The sequence below is a fragment of the Microbacterium sp. F51-2R genome, from assembly GCF_052180235.1.
Classification (GTDB): Bacteria; Actinomycetota; Actinomycetes; order Actinomycetales; family Microbacteriaceae; genus Microbacterium.
Genome location: NZ_CP197470.1, coordinates 3,326,720 through 3,348,927, shown reverse-complemented (window position 1 = coordinate 3,348,927; position 22,208 = coordinate 3,326,720). Strand labels below are relative to the sequence as shown.

The 22,208-nt window shown below is 69.1% G+C and carries 17 protein-coding genes; 5 read left to right on the top strand and 12 right to left on the bottom strand.

The window, feature by feature from the left end; all coding sequences use genetic code 11:
* The first annotated feature begins 38 nt into the window (after nt 1–38).
* Nucleotides 39–2,183 (top strand): glycosyltransferase family protein, encoded by a 2,145-nt coding sequence (locus tag ACSBPH_RS14635; protein WP_442575046.1) that lies wholly within the window; start codon nt 39–41, stop codon nt 2,181–2,183.
* 9 nt (nt 2,184–2,192) lie between these two features.
* On the opposite strand, the gene ACSBPH_RS14630 is transcribed toward ACSBPH_RS14635, so the two are convergent.
* From ACSBPH_RS14630 to rfbA, 5 genes are all read right to left on the bottom strand, one after another.
* The gene (locus ACSBPH_RS14630) at nt 2,193–3,401 is read right to left on the bottom strand and encodes an ABC transporter ATP-binding protein (RefSeq protein ID WP_442575045.1); all 1,209 of its coding nucleotides are present in this window, start codon (nt 3,399–3,401) and stop codon (nt 2,193–2,195) included.
* On the bottom strand, nt 3,401–4,312 hold the full coding sequence (locus ACSBPH_RS14625) for an ABC transporter permease (protein ID WP_442575044.1): 912 nt from the start codon (nt 4,310–4,312) through the stop codon (nt 3,401–3,403). The genes ACSBPH_RS14630 and ACSBPH_RS14625 overlap by 1 nt, the downstream gene beginning before the upstream one ends.
* A gap of 65 nt (nt 4,313–4,377) precedes the next feature.
* Nucleotides 4,378–6,300 (bottom strand): rhamnan synthesis F family protein, encoded by a 1,923-nt coding sequence (locus ACSBPH_RS14620; RefSeq protein WP_442575043.1) that lies wholly within the window; start codon nt 6,298–6,300, stop codon nt 4,378–4,380.
* A complete protein-coding gene (locus tag ACSBPH_RS14615) occupies nt 6,297–8,027 on the bottom strand; it encodes a rhamnan synthesis F family protein (protein ID WP_442575042.1) in 1,731 nt (576 codons plus the stop codon). Before ACSBPH_RS14615 ends, ACSBPH_RS14620 begins: the two co-directional genes overlap by 4 nt.
* Nucleotides 8,028–8,325: 298 nt before the next feature.
* Entirely contained in the window at nt 8,326–9,210 is an 885-nt protein-coding gene (gene rfbA, locus ACSBPH_RS14610) for a glucose-1-phosphate thymidylyltransferase RfbA (RefSeq protein WP_442575041.1), read from the bottom strand.
* Nucleotides 9,211–9,279: 69 nt separating this feature from the next.
* Here rfbA and rfbB point away from each other — a divergent pair, with 69 nt between their 5' ends.
* Nucleotides 9,280–10,278: a dTDP-glucose 4,6-dehydratase gene (gene rfbB, locus ACSBPH_RS14605; protein ID WP_442575040.1), complete on the top strand. Its 999-nt coding sequence runs from the start codon at nt 9,280–9,282 to the stop codon at nt 10,276–10,278.
* A gap of 2 nt (nt 10,279–10,280) precedes the next feature.
* Nucleotides 10,281–11,705 carry a dTDP-4-dehydrorhamnose reductase gene (gene rfbD / locus ACSBPH_RS14600; RefSeq protein ID WP_442575039.1) on the top strand — a complete coding sequence of 475 codons (1,425 nt, stop codon included), beginning with the start codon at nt 10,281–10,283 and terminating at the stop codon, nt 11,703–11,705.
* A gap of 33 nt (nt 11,706–11,738) precedes the next feature.
* On the opposite strand, the gene ACSBPH_RS14595 is transcribed toward rfbD, so the two are convergent.
* The 7 genes from ACSBPH_RS14595 to ACSBPH_RS14565 all read right to left on the bottom strand — a co-directional run bounded on the left by ACSBPH_RS14595 (nt 11,739) and on the right by ACSBPH_RS14565 (nt 20,091).
* Nucleotides 11,739–14,216, bottom strand: a complete 2,478-nt coding sequence (locus ACSBPH_RS14595) for a hypothetical protein (RefSeq protein WP_442575038.1) — start codon at nt 14,214–14,216, stop codon at nt 11,739–11,741.
* A gap of 90 nt (nt 14,217–14,306) precedes the next feature.
* Nucleotides 14,307–15,431 carry a glycosyltransferase gene (locus tag ACSBPH_RS14590; protein ID WP_442575037.1) on the bottom strand — a complete coding sequence of 375 codons (1,125 nt, stop codon included), beginning with the start codon at nt 15,429–15,431 and terminating at the stop codon, nt 14,307–14,309.
* A gap of 3 nt (nt 15,432–15,434) precedes the next feature.
* Nucleotides 15,435–16,886, bottom strand: coding sequence for an LCP family protein (locus ACSBPH_RS14585; RefSeq protein WP_442575036.1), 1,452 nt, complete (start codon nt 16,884–16,886; stop codon nt 15,435–15,437).
* Nucleotides 16,883–17,350: a 5-(carboxyamino)imidazole ribonucleotide mutase gene (gene purE, locus ACSBPH_RS14580; protein ID WP_442577320.1), complete on the bottom strand. Its 468-nt coding sequence runs from the start codon at nt 17,348–17,350 to the stop codon at nt 16,883–16,885. Before purE ends, ACSBPH_RS14585 begins: the two co-directional genes overlap by 4 nt.
* 130 nt (nt 17,351–17,480) lie before the next feature.
* The gene (locus ACSBPH_RS14575; protein WP_442575035.1) at nt 17,481–18,617 is read right to left on the bottom strand and encodes a 5-(carboxyamino)imidazole ribonucleotide synthase; all 1,137 of its coding nucleotides are present in this window, start codon (nt 18,615–18,617) and stop codon (nt 17,481–17,483) included.
* Nucleotides 18,618–18,677: 60 nt separating this feature from the next.
* Entirely contained in the window at nt 18,678–19,229 is a 552-nt protein-coding gene (locus ACSBPH_RS14570) for a PH domain-containing protein (protein WP_442575034.1), read from the bottom strand.
* 46 nt (nt 19,230–19,275) lie between these two features.
* A complete protein-coding gene (locus tag ACSBPH_RS14565) occupies nt 19,276–20,091 on the bottom strand; it encodes a biotin--[acetyl-CoA-carboxylase] ligase (protein WP_442575033.1) in 816 nt (271 codons plus the stop codon).
* Nucleotides 20,092–20,202: 111 nt separating this feature from the next.
* On the opposite strand from ACSBPH_RS14565, the gene ACSBPH_RS14560 reads away from it, so the two are divergent.
* Nucleotides 20,203–21,801 (top strand): acyl-CoA carboxylase subunit beta, encoded by a 1,599-nt coding sequence (locus ACSBPH_RS14560; protein WP_442575032.1) that lies wholly within the window; start codon nt 20,203–20,205, stop codon nt 21,799–21,801.
* A complete protein-coding gene (locus tag ACSBPH_RS14555; protein ID WP_442575031.1) occupies nt 21,798–22,049 on the top strand; it encodes an acyl-CoA carboxylase subunit epsilon in 252 nt (83 codons plus the stop codon). The genes ACSBPH_RS14560 and ACSBPH_RS14555 overlap by 4 nt, the downstream gene beginning before the upstream one ends.
* Nucleotides 22,050–22,208 lie beyond the last annotated feature (159 nt).

Below are 22,208 nucleotides of genomic sequence, written 5' to 3'. Positions count from 1 at the left end.
CCATTCGCCCCGGAGCGGTCGCGACCTAGACTCGAGGGGTGCTGAACCGTGCGCGAGCTCTCTGGCGGCGCGCGCGGGCGACGCCGATCGTCGGCGCCCTGCTGGCGGCCCTCGATCGAGCGTGGTGGGCGCGCGTCATCCGCCGAGGCGACCTCGTCGACCTCGACCTCGTGATCGCTCAGGGAGGTCCGCCCAGCGCTCGCCGCGCGATCCGCGCCTACGTGCGCGGCGGCCACCGCACCGGGATGAGCCTCAACCCGCTCTTCATGGAGCAGCTGGTCTCCCGCCAGCTCTCGGACGCCGACCGCGTGCCGGCGCTGTACGCCTACCTCGTCAACGATCAAGCTGCGATCCGCACCAGCGTCAACTGGGATGCGCCGGCGTACGCCGAGCGGTGGCCCGGGTCGCTCGATGATCCCGGTGGGCCGCTCGGCCATGCGTGGCGTGCGGCGCTGGCCGGCGGTGAGATCGCCCTCGGTCCGGGCGGCTCCACGACGCTGCCGGTCGCCGCGGTCAGAGAGGCCGCGATCGACGGGGCGCGCGCCCGTTCGCGGCGTCGCTCGACCCCGCCCCCGGTCGGAGCCCGCGGCATCCTCATCTGTCGGCTCGCCCGCGACGAGCGCGACGCGGCGAGCGCCCTGGGCGAAGCCGCGGAGTTCGCCCTCTCGACGGGCGCCTCACTCGTCGTCAGCGTCGCAGGCGGCTCCGCCGATACGTGGATCAATGCGTGCGTGCTCGCGCGCTGGGTGCCGGACGCCCACGTCGTCGCCGACGATCCACGCACGATCGCGACATTGCTGCGCACGGCCGACCCGTCGAGCGTCACCGTCGTGCGCGGCCCGAACGCGCAGATCAGCGCGCGCGACCTCCGTCGGCTCGACGAGGAGGGCCTGCACCGCCCGACCGCTCCGCTGCAGCTCGCATTGGACGGGACTGTCGCGTCCGCCGGCACCTACGCTCACGCGGGAAGACTGAGGCACCTTCTCGCGGGGCACCCCGCCGAAGACGCCCTCGCGCTCGGCGAACGCGTGCCGAGCGCGACGCTCGCCGGCGACACCTGGGCGCAGTCCACGGCCACGGCCTCCCAGTCGCCGCAGGTGCTCCTGTCGGCCGTCGCCCGGGCGCCGCGCGGCTCCTCGCTCGTTCTCCGAGAGACCGGCCGGCCCGACACCGATCTCGCCGCTCTGCTGAGTCCCCTCCATCTGAGAGTGCGGGAGTGGTCCGCCACGGGACCCGTGCTCCTGCGCACGCCGAGGCAGGCGGAGCTGGCCGATGGCACACGCGTTCCGTGCCTGCGGTGGGCCGTCAAGATCGCCGCTCCCCCGGGCGCCCCGGGCGAGGCATGGGGCGACACCCACTTCGCACGCGGGATCGCGGAGGCGCTGCGCCGCCTCGGGCAGGAGGTCGTGATCGACGCCTACGACGCCCGGCGCCGTCCGAGCGCCTACCTCGACGATGTCGTCCTCGCGCTGCGAGGGCCGGAGCCGATGCGCCCGCAGGAGGGAGTGAAGTCGCTGCTGTGGATCATCAGCCACCCGGATGAGATCCGGCGTGAGGATCTCGACGGCTTCGACGTCGTCTACGCCGGCTCCGCACCCTGGGCGGCCACGGCGTCTCGTCGCTTCGGGCGACCCGTCCACGCCCTCCTGCAGTGCACGAACGCTCGACGGTTCGTGCCGCACGGCCTGCCGAGGACGGACGAGCTCCTCTTCGTGGGAACCGCACGAGGCATCCCCCGGCCTTCGGTCCTCGAACCGATCCGGGCGGGCATCCCGGTGTCGGTCTACGGCCCGGATTGGACGGGATGGATTCCCGGCGCTGCGATAGCGGGACGAGGCATCCCGAATGAGGACCTCCCCGCTGCATACGAACGTGCCGCCGCGGTGCTCAACGACCACTGGCCGGCGATGCAGCGCGAGGGCTTCGTGTCCAATCGCCTGTACGACGTCGTCGCGGCGGGAGGCCGCGCGGTGAGCGACGCGGTGGAGGGTATCCACGACATCTTCGAGGGCGCCGTGTGGACCTACGACGACATCCCCGAGCTCATCGACGCGCTCCGGCACGGAGTGGACCGGCTCTTCCCGTCCGAGGAGCGGCTCGCGGAGATCTCCTCGCGAGTGCGCGAACAGCACTCCTTCGACGCCCGCGCGCGCACGCTGCTCGACGCCGCTCTCAGCGGCTGAACGCTACCGTCACGCGACGTCGCGCGATTCGCGGACCGACACGTGGGCCGAGACGGTGCCGATCGTGGTCTCGGGTGCCCGCACGGTGAACAGTGCCCCCTGCGACAGACCGTGCGAACTCGCCTCGCTCACGCCGGCGGCGTTGGCGTTGACGTAGTACTGTCCGGCGCCGAGGTGCAGCGCTTCGACCGTGAGGTCGACGGCAGTCGGCCCGGTGAGCGGATCGAGGGTGACCTTCAGGAGGTCGGTGTTCGACGCGAGCACCATATGCCCCATCGGCGTATCGATGCTGAAGCCCAGCTCCCAGCGCTCGATCGGCTTGAGCACGTCGACGTGCACACGGATCGTGAGCGAGTCGCCGACCCCGAACTCGTACCGGGACTGACCCTCGGCATCGAGGAGTTCGATGCGCTTGACCTGGATGGGATGAACCGTCTCTTCGGGGAGCGCTTCACCCACGCGGCGACGCTCGAGGACGTCCCGCAGGGCTCCGATCGCGGCGTTCACCTCGCCGTCGAAGACCACCTCGCCCTTGCTGAGCACGATGCCGCGGTCGCAGAGCTCGGCGACCTGCTGGGCCGAATGGCTCACGAGCAGGATCGTCCGGCCTTCTTGGCGGAACTGCTGGATCCGCTCCATGCATTTGCGCTGGAACGTCTCGTCCCCGACAGCCAGGACCTCGTCGACCAGGAGGATGTCGGGATCGGTGTGGACGGCGACGGCGAAGGCGAGCCGCACGTACATGCCGGACGAGTAGAACTTGACGGCCGTGTCGATGAAGTCGCCGATCCCACTGAACTCGACGATGTCGTCGAACTGCTCGTCGATCTCCGCTTTGGACAGGCCGAGGATCGACGCGTTCAGATAGACGTTCTCCCGACCGCTCAGGTCGGGGTGGAAGCCGGCGCCCAGCTCGAGGAGCGCGGCCATCCGCCCGCGCGACTCGACCGTTCCCGTCGTGGGCGACACGATCCCGCCCATGAGCTTGAGGAGCGTCGACTTGCCGGAGCCGTTGGGGCCGAGGAGCCCCACGGTCGTCCCGGCCTTGATGTCGAGCGAGACGTCGGCGACCGCGGTGAACTGCTGGCGGTAGGCCTCCCCCAGACGCCCGAAATGGACGATCCGATCCTTGAGGCTGTTGTCCTTGCGCACCGTGAACACCTTCGACACGCCGTTCAGGCGCACGACGTCGGGAGCGGCGATCATGGCATCGGTCATCAGATCTCCTGCGCGAAGTTGCCCTGCAGCCGGACGAAGACCCGGTGCGAGATCCAGAGGAGGACGAGGCCGATGATGCCCGCGATCGACATCCTCAGCAGCAGGTCGGGCGGGTAGTCCGCAGGCGTGCCGCCGCCCCAGAAGGCCTTGTGGAACCCGAGTACGGCGAGCGTCAGCGGGTTCGCCGTATAGACCTCGAGCACCCAGGAGGGCAGGTTGAACTGCTCGATGACGCTCTGGACCATCGTCCAGGAGTAAACGATCGGCGAGCCCCACATCGCCAGCATGAGCACCACGTCGGTGAGGTACTGGATGTCGCGCAGGTAGACGTTCATCGCCGACAGGAGGAGCCCGAGCGCGAGCCCGTACACGAGGATGAGCAGCACCGACGGGAAGAACCACAGCATCTGCGCGGGAGCCGGCAGGGCCTGCAGGATGACGGCAGCGACCAGCAGCACGGCGAGCTGCACGACGAACATGAAGCCCGCGCCGCCGATGCTCGCGAGCGGGAAGATCTCGCGCGGCAGATAGATCTTCTTGACCAGACCGCCGTTGAGGATGATCGACCCGGTCGCGCCGTACACCATGTCGTTGAAGAACGTGTAGAGCGTGAGGCCCGAGAAGAGATAGATGGCGAACTCGGGGATGCCCTTGGCCGCACCGAGGAACTGTCCCAGCACGATGAAGTACATGAGGAACTGGATCAGCGGGCGGATGACCGTCCAGAGGAAGCCGAGGAAGCTGTCGCGATAGCGCGCCTGCAGATCACGGCGGATCAGGAGGTTGAGCAGCTCGCGGCGTTCCACGATCTCGCCGATCTTGCCGCCCCGGGTGTTCGAGCGCAGGCCGCGGCTGTCGACCGTCGAGAAAGGGAGCGCGGCGAGGCGCTCGAATCTATCCGAAGTCTGCAAGCCTCACCCGCATTTCCCAAGAACCATAGAACTATACCCGTCGGACGGCGCCGAACCTGAACGCTTCACGTCCGCCGCCCGCGGAGACGCGAGGGGAGCGCGCGCACCCGCGCGACGACTCGTCCGGGCTGACGCGACGGATCGAAGAATCGCCGCAGCCCTCCGAGCAGACCGGGGTGATTGCGACGGACGTACATCTTCAGCAGATCTCGGCCGCGACCGCCGCCGACGAAGCCGGACTTGCGCACGAAGTCGATCTGCTCGTACGCGTACCCGGGGATCGTCGCGGCCATCTCGTCGAGCTTGAACTCGAGCGCCGTGTGGCTGATCGACATGTACTCGAACGTCGAGACCGTGCGGGTGTGGAATCCGAGCTCACCGGCCGCATACGACGGCAGGCGCTCGAGGATGTGCGCGAGCCCCCCGTCGCGGTAGGCGTCGACTCCGCCGAACTCCTCGTACCGCCACGGGTGCTCCACCAGGAGTCGCAGCGCCTCGGGCCGGGCGATGAACATCGAGCCGTAGGGGGCGAGCGGGGAGACATCGTCGAGCGGGACGCGGATGCCGAGGCCCTTCGCGAGCTCTTCGAAGCCGGGCTTGTTCGACCACCACGCACGGCCCATCGTCGGGTAGCCGATGTGGATCATGGGCGGGTACGCCATTCCGAGCCCCGGCTCCTTCTGGAACAGCGCGAGCAGGTTGGCGACGTAGCCGGGGCTGTCGAGGAGGTTGTCGAACTGCTGCTCCTTGAAGTGCCTGCCGACGTTGTAGCCGTCCTGCGGGGTCTTCTTGGAGTGGATCTTCACGACCACGTCGTACGCACCGCTCAGCAGGACGTCGCGGCATCCGATCAGGAAGGCGCTCTGGTCCCGGCCGTCGTTGGAGGCGAGCACCCGCACTTCGGTGGCACCGCGCGACGGCCGGGCGGCGATGAGGGCACGGATCTGCTCCGCCCTCTGCGCGTCGGGGGTCGTCACGACGAGGTCGTAGTCCCCCGGCAGGTTGTCGGCGCGATCGAGCATCTCGTCCGTCATCTCGACGTAGAAGATGTGCGCGATCACGACCGTGCGAAGGGGCCGGGCAGGATCGTAGGAGACGTCGTCGTCCGGAAGGACCTCCAGCATCCCGGCATCCGTGTTGAGGTCCTTCGGCGCGACGTTGCGCGCCAGGTTCCGCCAGAGCATCTCCAGGGGGTAGCCATAGGACTCGGCGGCCTCGAGCGTCCACCGGCCGATCACCGCGTGCGCGTCGAGATACGGCGGCCACTGGAAGAAGGGCCGGCGCTTGAGGACGGGGCAGCCGTCGTGAAGGAGCGCCTCGGCGTTGTACAGCGACGGGTTCGCCGTGTCGTAGCCCGTGCAGGGGAATGCCGCGAGCGCCGTGTAGCCGCGGCTGGTGAAGTGTTCCGTGAACCGGATCTCGTGCGTGAGGACGGCGTCGAAGTACTCCTTCATCGGCGGCAGATCACGCCAATACGACGCCCACTCCTCCGACAGGAACATCTCCCGCCGCACCGCGATCCAGAACGACTGCAGGTGATACGGCAGCACACCCTTGCCCGTGAACGGATTCGGCACCTCCCGGGCATGATCGGTCATCCCCCAGAAATGAACCGTCCGCTCACCCATCCGCTCGAACACCGGACCATACGGCCGCACCGGCCCGAACCACGTGTCATTGGTCAGCAGCACCTCGTCGAACTCCGAGATCCCCGCACCCACATGATCCAACGCAGCCTTGTGCGCCCAGATATCGAACCCGACGTTCTCCCGCACCAGGATCTCGTCCGACACCGGCTCCAGACGTCGCCGACCCTCATCGCTCAACGACCCATTGACCACCACGAGAATCCGCGCCGCATGCTCACGCAAACCCGCCAACGCGTAAGGAACGTACTCCTCCACATCCCCACGCCGATCCCACACCACATACACGACCAACCGACGACCACCCACCGGAAACACCCCCGGCCGGGCCACGCCCGTCATGATCCGCTCCTTCGCCCGGCCCCGGGTCGCGCGGCGCGCACGAGACCGAGAAGAGCGCCTGCCGACCATCGCGCCGCGCGCCAGACCGGGTAGAAGAAGTGCAGGGTCTTGAAGTGATTGCGGCGCAGATACATCCGCAGGTACGTGACGGGTCCGTGGCCGTTGACATGACCGAGGGATCGGAGGAACTGGATCTGCTCCACCGGGTAGCCGGGGGTCGTGGACGCCAGTTGGTCGAGCTTGTACTCCAGCGAGAGGTGGCTGAGCGCCGCGTGCTCGCGCGTGAGCACGGTCCTGGTGTGCAGACCGCGCTCCCCGGCCGCATAGGCGAATAGACGCTCCTGCACCTTGCGGGTCGGCTCCTTGCGCCGCTTGGAGGTCTCGTAGTCCTCGTAGGCCCACTCGACCTCCGTGAAGGGGCGAAGCGCCTCTGGACGAGCGAAGAACATTCCGCCGAGAGGCGCCAGCGGCGAAGGGCCGTCGAAGGGGACACGGATGCCGAGGCGCTCTGTCATCTCGTAAGCCGGCCAGCGGTACGGGCCCCACGTGTTGCCGACCGTCGAGTAGCCGATGTGGATGGGCGGCGGGAAGACAATCCCGAGTCCCTCCTCGCGCTGGAACAGCGCGAGGAGATTGCGGACGTAGCCCTCGCTCGCGAAGAGGTTGTCCCACTCATAGCGGCGGAAGTAGCGGACGACGTTCGCCGACCGCTTCGCCGGGGTACGGGTGTGCACTCTCACGATGAGGTCGTGATCATCCGACCGCACCACGTCCGCGCAGGCCACGAAGAAGGCGCTCATGTCCGCGCCCACGTTGCGGGGGACGACCCTGAGATCGAACGAGCCGTGCCGCGCGGTGCGATGGAAAGCATCCGTCACGGCAGCCCGCCAGGCCCCCTCGGCGATCGTCACCACGACGTCGTAGCCGGCCGGGAGGGCGCCGAGGCGCGCGACGAGTTCGTCCAGGCCGTCGAGCTGCTCGATGTGGGCCACGACGAGGATGCGGAACGGCCTGTCGGCGTCGTAGGAAACGTCTCGGTCGGGCAGCACCTCGAGCATCCCGGCATCCGCGTTCGCCGTCCGGGGCGGCACATTGCGGGCCAGATCCGCGAGGATCAGGCGTGTCGGGTAGCCGTATCCCGCGATCGAGGCGAGGATCCGGCGCCCGATCACCGCGTGGCGATCGAGGAAGGGCGGGTAGTGGAAGAACGGTCGGCGCTTGACCAGGGGGCATCCGTCGTCGATGAGGAGGTCGGGATTGAAGAGCGCAGGGTGATCGGTCGGGTAGGCGTCCGACGGGTAGACGGCATCGACGGTGTAGCCGCGGCTGGTGAAGTGTTCCGTGAACCGGATCTCGTGCGTGAGGACGGCGTCGAAGTACTCCTTCATCGGCGGCAGATCACGCCAATACGACGCCCACTCCTCCGACAGGAACATCTCCCGCCGCACCGCGATCCAGAACGACTGCAGGTGATACGGCAGCACACCCTTGCCCGTGAACGGATTCGGCACCTCCCGGGCATGATCGGTCATCCCCCAGAAATGAACCGCCCGCTCACCCATCCGCTCGAACACCGGACCATACGGCCGCACCGGCCCGAACCACGTGTCATTGGTCAGCAGCACCTCGTCGAACTCCGAGATCCCCGCACCTACATGATCCAACGCAGCTTTGTGCGCCCAGATATCGAACCCGACGTTCTCCCGCACCAGGATCTCGTCCGACACCGGCTCCAACCGCCGCCGACCCTCATCGGTCAACGACCCATTGACCACCACGAGAATCCGCGCCGCATGCTCACGCAAACCCGCCAACGCGTAAGGAACGTACTCCTCCACATCCCCACGCCGATCCCACACCACATACACGACCAACCGACGACCACCCACCGGAAACACACCCGGCCGGGCCACGCCCGTCAACTCAGCGCTCAATAGTCGGATCCCGTGTTCGTGTCTGCGGTGGTGTCGCGACCCGCTTCGCGGGCTCGCGTGGGCGAGGCGGCGGGCGAGCGCCCCGACGATCCTAGACCGACCGGACCTGCGATCCCTGGGCGAGCGCCTTGAGGAGGTACGCGCCGTATCCGCTCTTGATGAGCGGCTCGGCACGCTGGCGGAGCTCCTCATCCGTGAGGAATCCCATGCGCCACGCCACCTCCTCTGGGCAGCCGATGGAAAGACCCTGTCGCTTCTCGACGGTGCGGATGAAGTCGGTCGCCTCTGCGAGCGAGTCGAAGGTTCCGGTGTCGAGCCAGGCTGTCCCGCGGGGCAGCAGCTCGACGAGGAGCTTGCCGCGCGACAGGTACTCGCGATTGACGTCGGTGATCTCGAGCTCGCCGCGTGGGGAGGGCGTGAGGTTCTGGGCGATGCCGACGACATCGTTGTCGTAGAAGTAGAGGCCCGGGACGGCGTAGTTGCTCTTGGGCACCGTCGGCTTCTCCTCGAGCGACACCACGCGACCGTGGTCATCGAACTCGACGACGCCGTAGGCGGTGGGATCGTCGACGAAGTACCCGAAGACGACGCCGCCGTCGAGCTCGCTGTACTGCCGCAGGCGAGTGCCCATCCCCTGTCCGTAGAAGATGTTGTCGCCGAGGACGAGCGCGACCGAGTCCGACCCGATGTGCTCCTCGCCCAGGATGAAGGCCTGCGCGAGCCCGTCGGGCGACGGCTGCGCCTTGTAGGTGATCGATACGCCGAACCGCTCGCCGTCGCCGAGCAGCCGCTGGAACTGCTCTGCGTCCTGCGGCGTCGTGATGATCAGGATGTCGCGGATGCCGGCCAGGATCAGCGTCGACAGCGGGTAGTAGATCATGGGCTTGTCGTAGACAGGCACCAGCTGCTTCGAGACGCCGAGCGTGATCGGGTGCAGCCGGGAGCCGGTGCCCCCGGCGAGGATGATTCCGCGCATCGTCCTATATTCCGCCATGCGCCCCTGCCGCCACAAACATGCTTCAGAGGCGCACAGTACCCTTGACGGATGCGCAGACTGCTCGTCACGGGCGGTGCCGGTTTCATCGGCTCCAACTTCGTCCACCACGTCATCGACAACACCGACCTCCATGTCACGGTCCTCGACAAGCTGACCTACGCAGGCAACCTCCGGTCGCTGGACGGTCTGCCCGGCGACAGATTCGCGTTCGTCCAGGGGGACATCGCGGATGCCGCCCTGGTCGACTCGCTCTTCGGCGACGCCGACGCGGTCGTCCACTACGCGGCGGAGTCGCACAACGACAACTCGCTCCACGACCCGCGCCCCTTCCTCGACACCAACATCGTCGGCACGTACACGCTCCTGGAGGCCGCGCGCCGGCACGGGACACGGTTCCATCACATCTCCACCGACGAGGTCTACGGCGATCTGGAGCTCGACGACCCGGCCCGCTTCACCGAGACGACGCCGTACAACCCCTCCTCTCCGTATTCCTCGACGAAGGCGGGAAGCGACCTTCTGGTGCGCGCCTGGGTCCGTTCGTTCGGCGTGCAGGCGACCATCTCCAACTGCTCGAACAACTACGGCCCGTATCAGCACGTCGAGAAGTTCATCCCCCGGCAGATCACGAACGTCATCCGCGGCATCCGTCCCAAGCTCTACGGTGCGGGCGAGAACGTGCGCGACTGGATCCACGCCGACGACCATTCATCGGCCGTCCTGACCATCCTCGAGCGCGGCCGGATCGGCGAGACGTATCTCATCGGCGCTGACGGCGAGCGCAGCAACAAGGAGGTCGTCGAGCTGATCCTCGAGGAGATGGGCCAGCCCCGCGACGCGTACGACCACGTGACCGATCGAGCCGGCCATGACCTGCGGTACGCCATCGATTCCACCAAGCTCCGCACAGAGCTCGGCTGGATGCCTGCGTACTCCGACTTCGAGTCGGGTCTGGGCGCCACGATCGCGTGGTACCGCGACCACGAGGACTGGTGGGCTCCGGCCAAGGACGAGACGGAGGCGTTCTACGCCTCGAAGGGACAGTGACGATGACCGATGCCGGGATCCAGTTCGGAAAGCCGCTTGCGGCGACTGCGACGCCCATCCCCGGTCTTGTCGTCTTCGACCTGCCCGTGCACGGCGACTCGCGCGGCTGGTTCAAGGAGAACTGGCAGCGCGAGAAGATGACGGCGCTCGGGCTGCCCGACTTCGGGCCGGTCCAGAACAACATCTCGTTCAACGACGCCGTCGGCACCACGCGGGGCATCCACGCCGAGCCGTGGGACAAATGGGTCTCGGTCGCGACCGGACGCATCTTCGGGGCATGGGTGGACCTTCGCGAGGGGCCGTCGTTCGGCACCGTCTTCACCGCCGAACTCGACCCCTCGCGCGCGATCTTCGTCCCGCGGGGCGTGGGGAACGCGTATCAGACGCTCGAGCCCGACACCGCGTACGTCTACCTCGTCAACGACCACTGGTCCCCCGACGCCGAGTACTCCTTCCTCAATCTGGCTGACGAGACCGCAGGCATCCAGTGGCCGATCCGCCTCGCCGACGCCGAGATCTCCGAGAAGGACCGGGTGCACCCGCGCCTTGCCGAGGTCTCCCCCATCCCCCCGCGCAAGATCCTCGTCTTGGGGGCGTCGGGCCAGCTCGGCCTCGCCCTCAGAGCCGAGCTCGGCGACGCGGCGCACATCGAGTACGCCACACGATCACAGCTCGACGTCACCGCCCCCGGCCTGCCGTCGGCCCGGCGGTGGCGCGACTACGACGCGATCGTGAACGCGGCCGCCTACACGGCGGTGGATGTCGCGGAGACACCGGAGGGGCGCGCACAGGCCTGGGCGGCGAACGCGACGGGGGTCGCGAACCTCGCCCGGATCGCGAGCGAGAACAACCTCACGCTCGTGCACGTGTCGAGCGACTACGTCTTCGACGGCGGGCTCGATCGCCCGTACCGGGAAGACGACCCGCTCGCGCCGCTGGGCGTGTACGGGCAGACCAAGGCCGCCGGCGACGTGGCTGCAGCGACGGCGCCGCGGCACTACATCGTCCGGACGTCGTGGGTCATCGGCGAGGGGAAGAACTTCGTGCGCACGATGGCCTCGCTCGCCGAACGGGGCGTGGCCCCGCGGGTCGTCGACGACCAGTTCGGGCGCCTGACCTTCGCCGACGACATCGCCCGCGGCATCCGCCACCTGCTGGAGACCGCACCGCCGTACGGCACGTACAACCTCACCGGCGAAGGTCCGGCGATGTCGTGGGCCGATGTCGCGCGCGAGGTGTTCTCTCTCGCGGGGCAGGATCCGGCCCGGGTGACGGGCGTGTCCACGGAGGACTACTTCGCGACGACGGCCGGCCCGGTCGCGCCTCGCCCCCGCAACAGCGTGCTGGAGACCGGGAAGCTGGCGGCGACCGGGTTCACGGCGCGCGACGCCCGTGAGGCCCTCGCGGAATACCTGCGATCGAACTGACCCGGCCACCGATGCTCGGCGACATGGCGCACGTCACGGAACGACGACGGACCGGCAGCCGATCAGGGTGTGACCGCCCGCGCCGCTGTTGATGCCGTAGACGCAGACGGTGTGCGGTCCGGATGACGCCTTGACCGTCTCGGTGAAGCCGTGGAGATCACCGAGTCCGTACGCCGCGGCGACGTCGCCGCGCGGATCGTCGGCCACGTAGGCCGCCCCCGCCGCGTCGACGTAGATGTGGATGGCGATCGGCGCCGTCGTGTCGGGGTCGAGCGCCCATCCGCTGACGACCGCTCCTCCGGCCGTCGGCGTCACGGCCTCGAGGTTGCCGAAGGGCGCGCGCCCGCGGTCGACGATGGTCGAAGCGACCGTGGCCGGCTTGCAGCCGAGCAAGGTGTGGCCGCCCGCACCCGTGTTGATGGCGTACGCGCACACCTGCGAAGTGCCGGTCGGGAGGGTCAGCTTCTCGGAGAACCCGTGGTTCGCGCCATACTCCGGATAGGTCGCGACGAGGTCGGGACGAGATTTGTCGGCGTTGTACTCGGCGCCCACCGCGCCGACGTAGAGGTGCACCTTGATGGGAGTGGCGGTGTCGGGATCGAGCGCCCACCCTGTCGCTGTCGCGGTGTTCCCCGATACGGTGAGGGATTCGAACGCGCCGACCGGCGGACGACCGCGCTCCACGAGCGACGACACGGTGGCCGTCCGGCACCCGAGCAGGGTGTGACCACCGGCCCCGGTGTTGATGCCGTAGGCGCACACGGTGGACGTGCCCGCGGGAAGCGTGAGCTTCTCCACGAAGCCGTGGTTCGCCCCGTATGCGGGGTACGAGCCCGCGAGGTCGGCTCGCGCCTTATCGGCGGTGTACTCGGCGCCTACTGCGCCGACGTAGAGGTGCACCTTGATGGGTGACGCCGTGTCGGGATCGATCGCCCACCCCGTGGCCGTCGCGGTGTTCCCGCTGACGTCGAGCGTCTCGAAAGCTCCCATGGGAGCGCGGCCGATGTCGGCGAGGGCCGGGACGACGACCTTCGTACACCCGAACTGCACGTTGGCGCCTGGGCCCGTGTTGATCCCGTAACTGCACACGTCGTACGTCCCCGGCGCCGCGGGGATCGTCGAGCTGTACCCGTGCTTCGATCCGTATGCGGGATACTTCGAGCCGATGTCGGCACGGTCGACATCTGCCGTGAGAGCCGTACCCGTCGCGCCGACGTAGACGTGGACAGTGGAGGGGGCCGCAGAGTCGGGGTCGATCGCCCAGCCAGTCACCTGGATCCCACCCTGAACGCCGACGGCGCTCTCCAGAGCGCCCATGGGCGCTCCGCTCATCGCCGTCCTCGTCCAACAGCCGAAGAGCACGTTCGCGCCCGGTCCGGCGTTGATGCCGTAGACGCAGACATCGACAGACCCGGGCCCGGTCGCGGGCACCGACGCTGAGAAGCCATGCTTGCTGCCCAGGCGGGGGTACGCGGCGCCGACATCGGCGCGATCGAGGTTGGCCGACACCGCGGTGCCGACGGATCCGACGTAGACGTGGACGTCGATCGGATCAGTGGTGTTGGGATCGGCGGCCCAGCCGCTCACGAGGAATTGACCAGGTCGGGCCTCGACCACTTCGACGTTGCCGAACGGATAGATCTCGCTCGGCGAGCCGAACCAGTCGTTGAAGTAGTTGTAGAAGTTGCGGTTGCCGTACGTCGAGCAGCCGTCGCCCTCGCCGTACCCGGCTCGAAGCGACGCGGCGTTCGGCTGGTAGGGCGTGTAGTAGTAGAGGTTCGCCGTCGCCTGGTTCTGGATGTACACCGGCGACGAGCCGCAGGCGGAGTTCGGGTTGTAGAGGACGTTCCAGGTCTTGCCCGGCGCGTACCACGTGAAGTACTTGCTCGTGCCGGGCGGGTTGCCGTACCGCTTCAGCTGCCACGCGGCGCCGTAGACCTGGTTGAAGAAGCCGTAATAGCGCGTGTCGCAGGCCGCCGTGTCAGGGCATCCCTGACCCATGGCGATCGTGTACCGCCACTCGGAAGGCCACGTGTGGAGGACGAGCCCTTGCTCCTTCTGAAGGGTCACGAGGATCACCTGGGGATTGATCCCGCACGCCTGCGCGACCTTGTAGATGATCGCCGACGCCCGCTCGCGGTATCCGCCGCTGTACGCCCCGCACATCGCGTCGGCGCTCGTCGAGCGCGACGTGTCGTACCAGTCCTTAAGGCACGTGTAGCCGGACTGGCACGTGCGGACCTTGGACTCCAGGAACGTCTGGATCTGCGCCTCGGTCATCGTGCCCTTGTCGAAGAACGCGGCGTCGCTGATGATGTTGCCCGGCTGGAACTTCGACAGGTCAGCAGTCCGGACGCCCATCCCCGCCACGGAAGTCCTCGAGGCATCGGCCGGCTCTTGTGCCGCCGCGCGAGGAGCTACGGCGAGCGCGGCCACGAGAAGAGTGATCGCCAGCGCGACCATGAACATCGTTGCGCGGCCGCGCACACGGACGCCTCGCACCCCCTGCATGTGAACAGTGTGGCGGATGTTATGAGTGTGGTCAACGTGACTAAAGTAGCGACACGCAGGAACCAGTAGTCCCACAGTTCGCGTCGCGGATCAGAGGTCTGCGTGCAACTGCCAGACCCGGTCCGCGGTTCCACGCCACGAGAACACCCGCCCGCGGTCGGCCGCCAGGACCCCCAGCCGATCTGCGGCCGCGGTCGACCCGAGCGCCGATGCCAGCGAGGAGCCGAGCGCCTCGGCGTCCGCTTCCACCAGCATCCCGCCATCGACGATCGTCTCGGCGTGCACGGGCGACTGCGCGGCGATCACCGGCACGCCCACGGCGAGCGCCTCGAGCACGCGCCACGGGAACGCCCACCGCGTCGCCGGGGCGAGGAGCGCCACGGCCGCTCCGAACACCGCCGCCCGGTCGGCCGTCTCCAGCGCGCCGCGGGTGTGGAGGCTGCGCTCGGGGAGCCCCGACGCCGACGCGAGCTCGGCGATCGCCGGCTCCTCCCCCTCCGGCGCGTCGATGACGAGCACCGGCACGTCCAGGCCCGACCGCGCGATCGCCGAGAAGCCGAGGCTCAGGGCGTCGGATGCCGCGACCCCGCCCGACAGCAGCACGAAGCCCTCTGGAACGTCGAGCACCCGCCGCCGCCCGATCTCGTCCGACGGCACCGCGAAGCCCGCGGGAGCTGCGCCGGCGATGACGCGCACGCGGTCGCTCAACCGGGGCGCGAGCTCCTCGAGCTGCCGCGCCATCGAGTGGGTCGGCACGACGAGGGCATCGGCGTGCTTCACGGCGCGCTTGAGCATGGCCCGCTGCCAGCCGACAGCGGTGCGTGAGAGCTCGTCGGGAGCCTCCCACGCCCGGAAGTCCCACAGCGTCACGACCGTCTGGTCGTTGTCGTGCACGCGGTCGTGCTTGACCAGCGGCGCGAAGAGCGTCGGCGAGTGGATCATCCCCCCGCCGATGCCGGTCGCGACGCCGAGCTGCAGCGCGGCCGAGAGCTCGCGGCGCGCGAGCGCGACCTTGTGCAGGCCGGCGAGGCCGGGCACATCGGCGAGAAGCTCGTCGACGCGCGCAACGGGGGCGGTGGGGATGATCCCCTCGACCTCGCATGCCGGCGGCGCCGCCTCGATCAGCGCGAGCGCCAGTTCGCGCGAGGCGAGAGCGAGATCGGGGTCGGTCGGCGCGGCGAGCTGGTCGAGGACGATCCGCAGTGTCGCGACCATGGCTCAGCCCCCCTGCGATGGGGTCGGAGCGGGCGGGTGGAGCGTCGAGTCGATCAGCTGCCGGATGTAGGCGTAATCGGGGTTGTACTCGTCGATCCCGCCCTCCGGCGTGAGCTCGATCGTGGCGACCTTCTGCTCCTTCGCCTTGAGCGCCAGGTCGGCGAAGTACGGCAGCATCGACTGCGGCAGGTCGGTCTCGACGATCGCGGTGCCCGCGGCGGCGATCTCGTTGAAGCGCGTCAGGACGGTCGCGGGGGTGAACTGCGCGAGGATCGCCTCCTGCAGCTGACGCTGACGCTTCATGCGGTCGAAGTCGTTCGTCGTGTAGCGCGACCGCGCGTACCACTGGGCGGTGTCGCCGTCCATGTGCTGCTTGCCCGGCTCGATCCACCCGATCGCCCAGTCCTCGGCGGGCTGGCCCTCGTATGCCGGACCGCCGCCCTTGGGCAGCCGCTGGTCGACGGTGATCTCGACTCCGCCGAGGGCGTCGATGAGGTGGGCGAACCCGTCCATGTCGATGAAGACGTAATACGGGATCTGGATGCCGAGGATCCCCTCGACCGCGTCCTTCGTCGCCTCGACACCGGGCGTGGATCCCTGCGCGACCGCGTCGGGATACAGCGCCTTGCCGTCGCGGCAGACCTCCACCTCGGTGCGGAGCTGGTTGATGCCGCTCCCCCAGCCGCACTTGGGGTCCTGGTGGCCCTCGTGCACGTCGGGGTAGAGCTTCTTCATCGGCCCGTCGGCGAACGGGAAGTGCGGCATGTCGCGCGGGATGCCCGTGATCGTGACGGCACCGGAGTCGGCGTTCACCGAGACCACCGAGATGCTGTCGAACCTCATCGAGTCGCGGCCCTGGCCGCTGTCGGCACCGAGCAGGAGGATGTTGTAGTAGCCGTCGGAGGGGGGCACCGATGGGCCGCTCTGCCCGAAGATGGCTCCCAGCGTGTCACGCGCGGTGCCGGCCATCTGCGAGGCGTAGACCGCTCCGCCGCCTGAGACGACGAGCAGCGCGACCGACAGCAGGGCGATTCCGAACCGCGCCGCGCCACCGGTCTTGATGAGCCGCACGAGGCGGAGCGTGTCGATCGTGAGCACGGTCCACAGGACGGCGTACCCAATCAGCACGATCTGCAGGATGAGAAGGAGGAACCAGTTCGTGGCGAGCGTCACGAGCATCGTGCGCCACAGCAGGGCGGACAGCACGCCGAGAACGACGACCACCCACATCGCGAGGGTCGCGCCGATTCCGAAGCGTCCGAGCCGGCGGTTGCCCGCGAGCACCTGCGCCGAGCCCGGCAGCAGGAAGTTCAGGATGACGAGCCACCAGCCGCGCGTGGACATGAAGGAGCGCGACGTCGTGTCGGGGTACCGCAGCGGCCTCTCCTCGACGACGTTGCGAGGAAGAGCGGATGCCGCGACCCGCGGCGCGCGCGGTGGGCTCGCCACGCTCACAGAGACTCCTTGAGCCGCCGGTTCTTCTCCTCCACCTGCGCCTCCAACTCGCGGGCGTAGGCTTCGACGCGGTCGCCGAGCTCGGCATCCGTCGTCCCGATGATCCGCGCAGCCAGCAGGCCCGCGTTCTTCGCGCCGCCGATCGACACGGTGGCGACCGGGATGCCGGCGGGCATCTGCACGATGCTCAGGAGCGAGTCCATGCCGTCGAGGTACGCCAGCGGCACGGGCACGCCGATGACGGGGAGCGCCGTGACGGAGGCGAGCATGCCGGGAAGGTGCGCCGCTCCGCCCGCGCCGGCGATGATGACGCGCAGGCCGCGGCCGCGCGCCTCGGTGCCGTAGCGGTGGAGCTTCTCGGGCGTGCGGTGCGCCGAGACGACCTCGACCTCGTGCGGAATGCCGAAGTCCGAGAGGATCTGCGAGGCGTCGCTCATGACGCGCCAGTCCGAGTCGGAGCCCATCACGACACCGACGAGCGGCGCGGCGGAGGAGTGGAGGGGGCCTGTCACCTGTCAAGGCTAGGACGCGACGCTGGAAGAACCCCGCAACGGCACGCTCCCCTGCTTCCCTCGCCGCCTGCCCCGGCGGGGTTCAGTTCAGGAAGTGGGATGCCGCGGCCCGCGCCTCGTACGTGACATCGTCGAGGTCGTCGCCGGCCACCGTGACATGGCCGACCTTGCGGCCGGCGCGAGGCGCCTTGCCGTAGGTGTGGACCTTCGCACCCGGATGCTCGGCGAGCGCCGCGGGGAACCTCTCTTCGAGGCCGCCCTCGGCGGGACCGCCGAGGATGTTGACCATGACGGCCCAGGGGTCGCGCGGAGACGGGTCGCCCAGCGGGAGGTCGAGCACGGCCCGCAGGTGCTGCTCGAACTGGCTCGTGATGGCGCCGTCCTGGCTCCAGTGGCCGCTGTTGTGCGGACGCATCGCAAGCTCGTTCACCAGCAGCCGGTCATCCGTCGTCTGGAAGAGCTCCACGGCGAGCATCCCGGTGACGCCGAGGCCCTCGGCGATCGCGACACCGATCTGCTCGGCGACCTCGATGAGACGCTCGCTCGCGTGCGGGGCGGGAGCCAGCACCTCGGCGCACACGCCGTCGCGCTGCACCGTCTCGACGACGGGATACGCCCGCACCTCTCCGGACGGCCGCCGCGCCACCTGCTGCGCGAGCTCGCGCGAGAAGTCGACGAGCTCTTCGACCAGGAGCGCACCGCCGCGGGCATCCTCGGCGAGGGTCGCGAACCAGTCGTCGGCCTCGGTCGCCGCCGACACGACCCGCACGCCCTTGCCGTCGTACCCGCCTCGGGGCGTCTTGACCACCGCGCGGCCGCCGTGCGCATCGAGGAACTCCTGCAGCTCGGAGCTGTCGTGCACGGCAGCCCAGTCGGGCTGCGGCATCCCGAGCTCACGGAGCCTCGCGCGCATGACGAGCTTGTCCTGCGCGAAGTGCAGCGCATCGGGGCCCGGATGCACGGCGATCCCCTCGCCGACGAGCCGCGCGAGGACCTCTTGCGGCACGTGCTCGTGGTCGAACGTCACCACATCGACGTCGCGCGCGAAGGCGAGGACCGTCTCGGCTTCTCGGTAGTCCCCGACGGCGGTCGCGGCCAGCGCCGCGGCCATGCCCTCGTCCTCGGCGAGCACGCGCAGCTCGACACCGAGTTCGACGGCGGGCGCGATCATCATGCGGGCGAGCTGACCGCCTCCGACGACTCCGACACGCAGCGACATGGGGCTCCTTCTGTTCGGACCTCCATCATCCCGCACCTCGGCGGGGGGCCGGAGCCGCCGTCAGAGCCCGGGCGCGGCCGGCGGCAGCGGCAGCTCGCGATGCGCGAGGATCTGGTTGACCTCGACCTGGTCGACCAGGCTCTCGTGCACGAGGTCGATGCTCGGGATGTTCGTCAGGCGCATGGGCTCTTCGACGCCGTTGGAGAGCACGAGAGTGCCCGCGCCCCACATCCGCTGCAGCGGCCCGCGCCTGACCTGGATGCTGTAGCCCCGCACGTGCGAGAGCTCGCGCCGTCGCGCCACGAGCACGCCCCGCCGCTCGATCACGCGGCGGGTCGTGATGGTCCAGGCGTGGGCCCACCAGGAGAGGAAGGGGAGCAGCGCGAGGAAGAAGAGCACGACGACCGCGGCGGTCAGCAGCATCCAGTCCTCGAAGGGCGCCGGCAGATTGCCGTAGAAGAATCCGACCGCTCCCGCGACGACGATCACCACGAGCGCCGGCCACACGAGCCGGCGGGCATGGCTGCGAAAGCGCGCGACGCGCAGCTCGGGCGTGGGCACGCCGGGAGCCGGGGTCGGGGGGCGGCCCCCGAACGTCGCCGGCTGCGTCATGAATCCATTCTCCGATGAGCGGCCGACACCGCGTGTCGCCTCGCCGTCAGCCGCCGAGGTGGCCCTGCAGGCGCACGTGCGTGACGTCGCCGGCGGCGACGGTCGTGAGCACATCGCCGGTCTCGACGACCAGGCGCCCCGTCGGATCGATGCTCTTCGCGCGGCCGAGCAGCTTCGAGCCGTCGGGCAGCGAGACGACGATCTCCACACCGAGGGTCGAGCACACGCTCTCCACCTCGGCATGGATCCCCGACGCCTCGGCGTCGCCGTGCGCCGTCATCAGCGCCGAGAGCTGCTCCTCGAGGGCCCGCAGGTAGTCGGCGAGGAGCTTGTCCTCGTCGCACTCGAGCCCCACGGACTCGAACGACGTCGCCGTCGCGACGGGGAGGTCGGTGCGCGGCATCCGCGTGTTCACTCCCGAGCCGATGACGACGATGTCGGGATGCCCCGGCACGACCTCCGCGAGGATGCCGCAGATCTTGCCGCCGTCCAGGAGCACGTCGTTCGGCCACTTGAGGCGCGCCGCGTGTCCGGTGCCGTAGAGCTGCTCGGCGAGGGCCCGCGACATGGCGGCTCCTGCGATGAGGGGGATCCAGCCGCGCGCCTCGACGGGCAGGCCCCCGACGCGCACGACGACAGAGACGGCCAGCGCCGTGCCGGCGGGAGCGGTCCAGGTGCGGTCGAGCCGCCCTCGGCCGGCGCGCTGATCGCGGGTCAGCAGGAGCGAGAGGTGCGGCCACGCGTCGGGATCTTCGACGACGGCGGCCACGACATCCGCATTCGTCGATCCCGTCGTCTCGACGACCTGGACGCGGGGGCTCACCGCAGCGGCGAGAGGGAATCCGTCTTCGGAGATCGGCATGGCGCCACGATACGCGCCGTCGTGGACGCGGGTTCGGCCTTGACAGCCGACAGTCGATCCGGGAAGCGCTTGTGCGAACCCTCCAACGCTTCGGCGAGCCCGGTCGATAGTGTGGAGGACGTGACCGACACGCCCGATCTCTCCACGACCGCCGGCAAGATCGCCGACCTGCGCGCCCGCTATCAGGAGGCCGTGGTCGACCCCGAGACGGCGGCCCGCGGCAAGCAGCACGCGAAGGGCAAGCAGACCGCGCGCGAGCGCATCGAGCAGCTGTGCGACACCGGCTCGTTCGTCGAGTTCGACGAGTACGTGCGCCACCGCACGACGGCGTTCGGCATGGACAAGTCGCGTCCCTACGGCGACTCCGTCGTGACCGGCGTAGGCACGATCCACGGCCGCACCGTCGCCGTCTACGCGCAGGACTTCTCGACGTTCGGCGGTTCGCTCGGCGAGGCGGCCGGCGACAAGATCATCAAGATCATGGAGTTCGCGATGCAGGGCGGGATGCCGTGCGTCGGCATGCTCGACTCGGGCGGCGCCCGCATCCAGGAGGGCGTCGTCGCCCTCGGCAAGTACGGCGAGATCTTCCGCCTCAACACCGCCGCATCCGGAGTCATCCCGCAGATCTCGATCGTCATGGGACCCGCTGCCGGCGGCGCCGTCTACTCCCCCGCCCTCACCGACTTCGTCGTGATGGTCGACAAGACGAGCCAGATGTTCGTCACGGGCCCCGACGTCATCAAGACCGTGACCGGCGAAGACGTCGGCATGGAGGAGCTCGGCGGCGCGTACACGCACAACACCCGCTCGGGTGTCGCGCACTACCTCGCCGAGGACGAGGAGGACGCGCTGGACTACGTCCGCACGCTCCTGGGCTTCCTCCCCGACAACAACATGTCGGAGCTCCCGGTCTACGAGACGGAGTTCGAGTGGGAGACGACGGATGCCGATCGCACCCTGAACACCGTCATCCCCGACTCTCCGAACCAGCCTTACGACATCCACCACGTCATCTCGCACATCGTCGACGCGGGCGACTTCCTCGAAGTGCAGCCGCTGTTCGCGCCGAACATCGTCATCGGCTTCGGCCGCATCGAGGGCCGCACGGTGGGCATCATCGCGAACCAGCCCTCGCAGATGGCCGGCACGCTCAACATCGAGGCCGGCGAGAAGGCGAGCCGCTTCGTGCGGTTCTGCGACGCGTTCTCGGTGCCCATCGTGACCCTCGTCGACGTGCCGGGCTACCTCCCCGGCACCGACCAGGAGTGGACGGGCGTCATCCGCCGCGGCGCGAAGCTCCTCTACGCCTACGCCGAGGCGACGGTGCCCCTGGTCACGGTGATCCTCCGCAAGGCGTACGGCGGGGCGTACATCGTGATGGGCTCCAAGCAGCTGGGCGCCGACGTCAACCTCGCGTGGCCGACCGCCGAGATCGCCGTCATGGGCGGTCAGGGCGCGGTCAACATCCTCTACCGCGGCGAGATCAAGCGTGCGGAGGAGGCGGGAGAGGATGTCGCGGCCGTCCGCACGCGCCTGGCCAACGAGTACACCTACAACGTCGCCTCGCCGTTCCTCGCCGCCGAGCGCGGCGAGCTCGACGGCATCATCGAGCCCGCCCAGACCCGCGTCTCCATCGCCAAGGCGCTGCGGGCCCTGCGTGGCAAGCGCGCGAGCCAGCCGCCCAAGAAGCACGGGAACATCCCGCTGTGAGCAATGAGGAGGCGCGCGGCGGGGCGCAGGCGGGCGGTGAGGCCGTGCACCTCGACGTGCAGCGCGGCAACCCCACGGAGGCCGAGCTCGCGGCGCTCATCGCCGTCGTGAACGAGGCGTACGTCGAAGAGGTCTCGTCCGCCGTCGCCGACGACGCGAAGAGCCGCTCGGCGTGGTCGGTGTCGCAGCGGTCGTTCCGCGCGCCGCTGCGCCGAGAGCTCGGCTGGTCGGGTTTCCAGGGGTCGTAGCCGTGGCTCCCGCCGTGTCCCCCACGGCGGCGGAAATGTCCCCCGAAATACCTACAGACGGATTCTTGCGGCCCCCGGATACTTGAAGTGCTGGAACGCTCTGCGTTCGGCTGGCCTGACCGTCCCAAGCGGTCTCAGGTTCGGCCACGCGAACGGTTT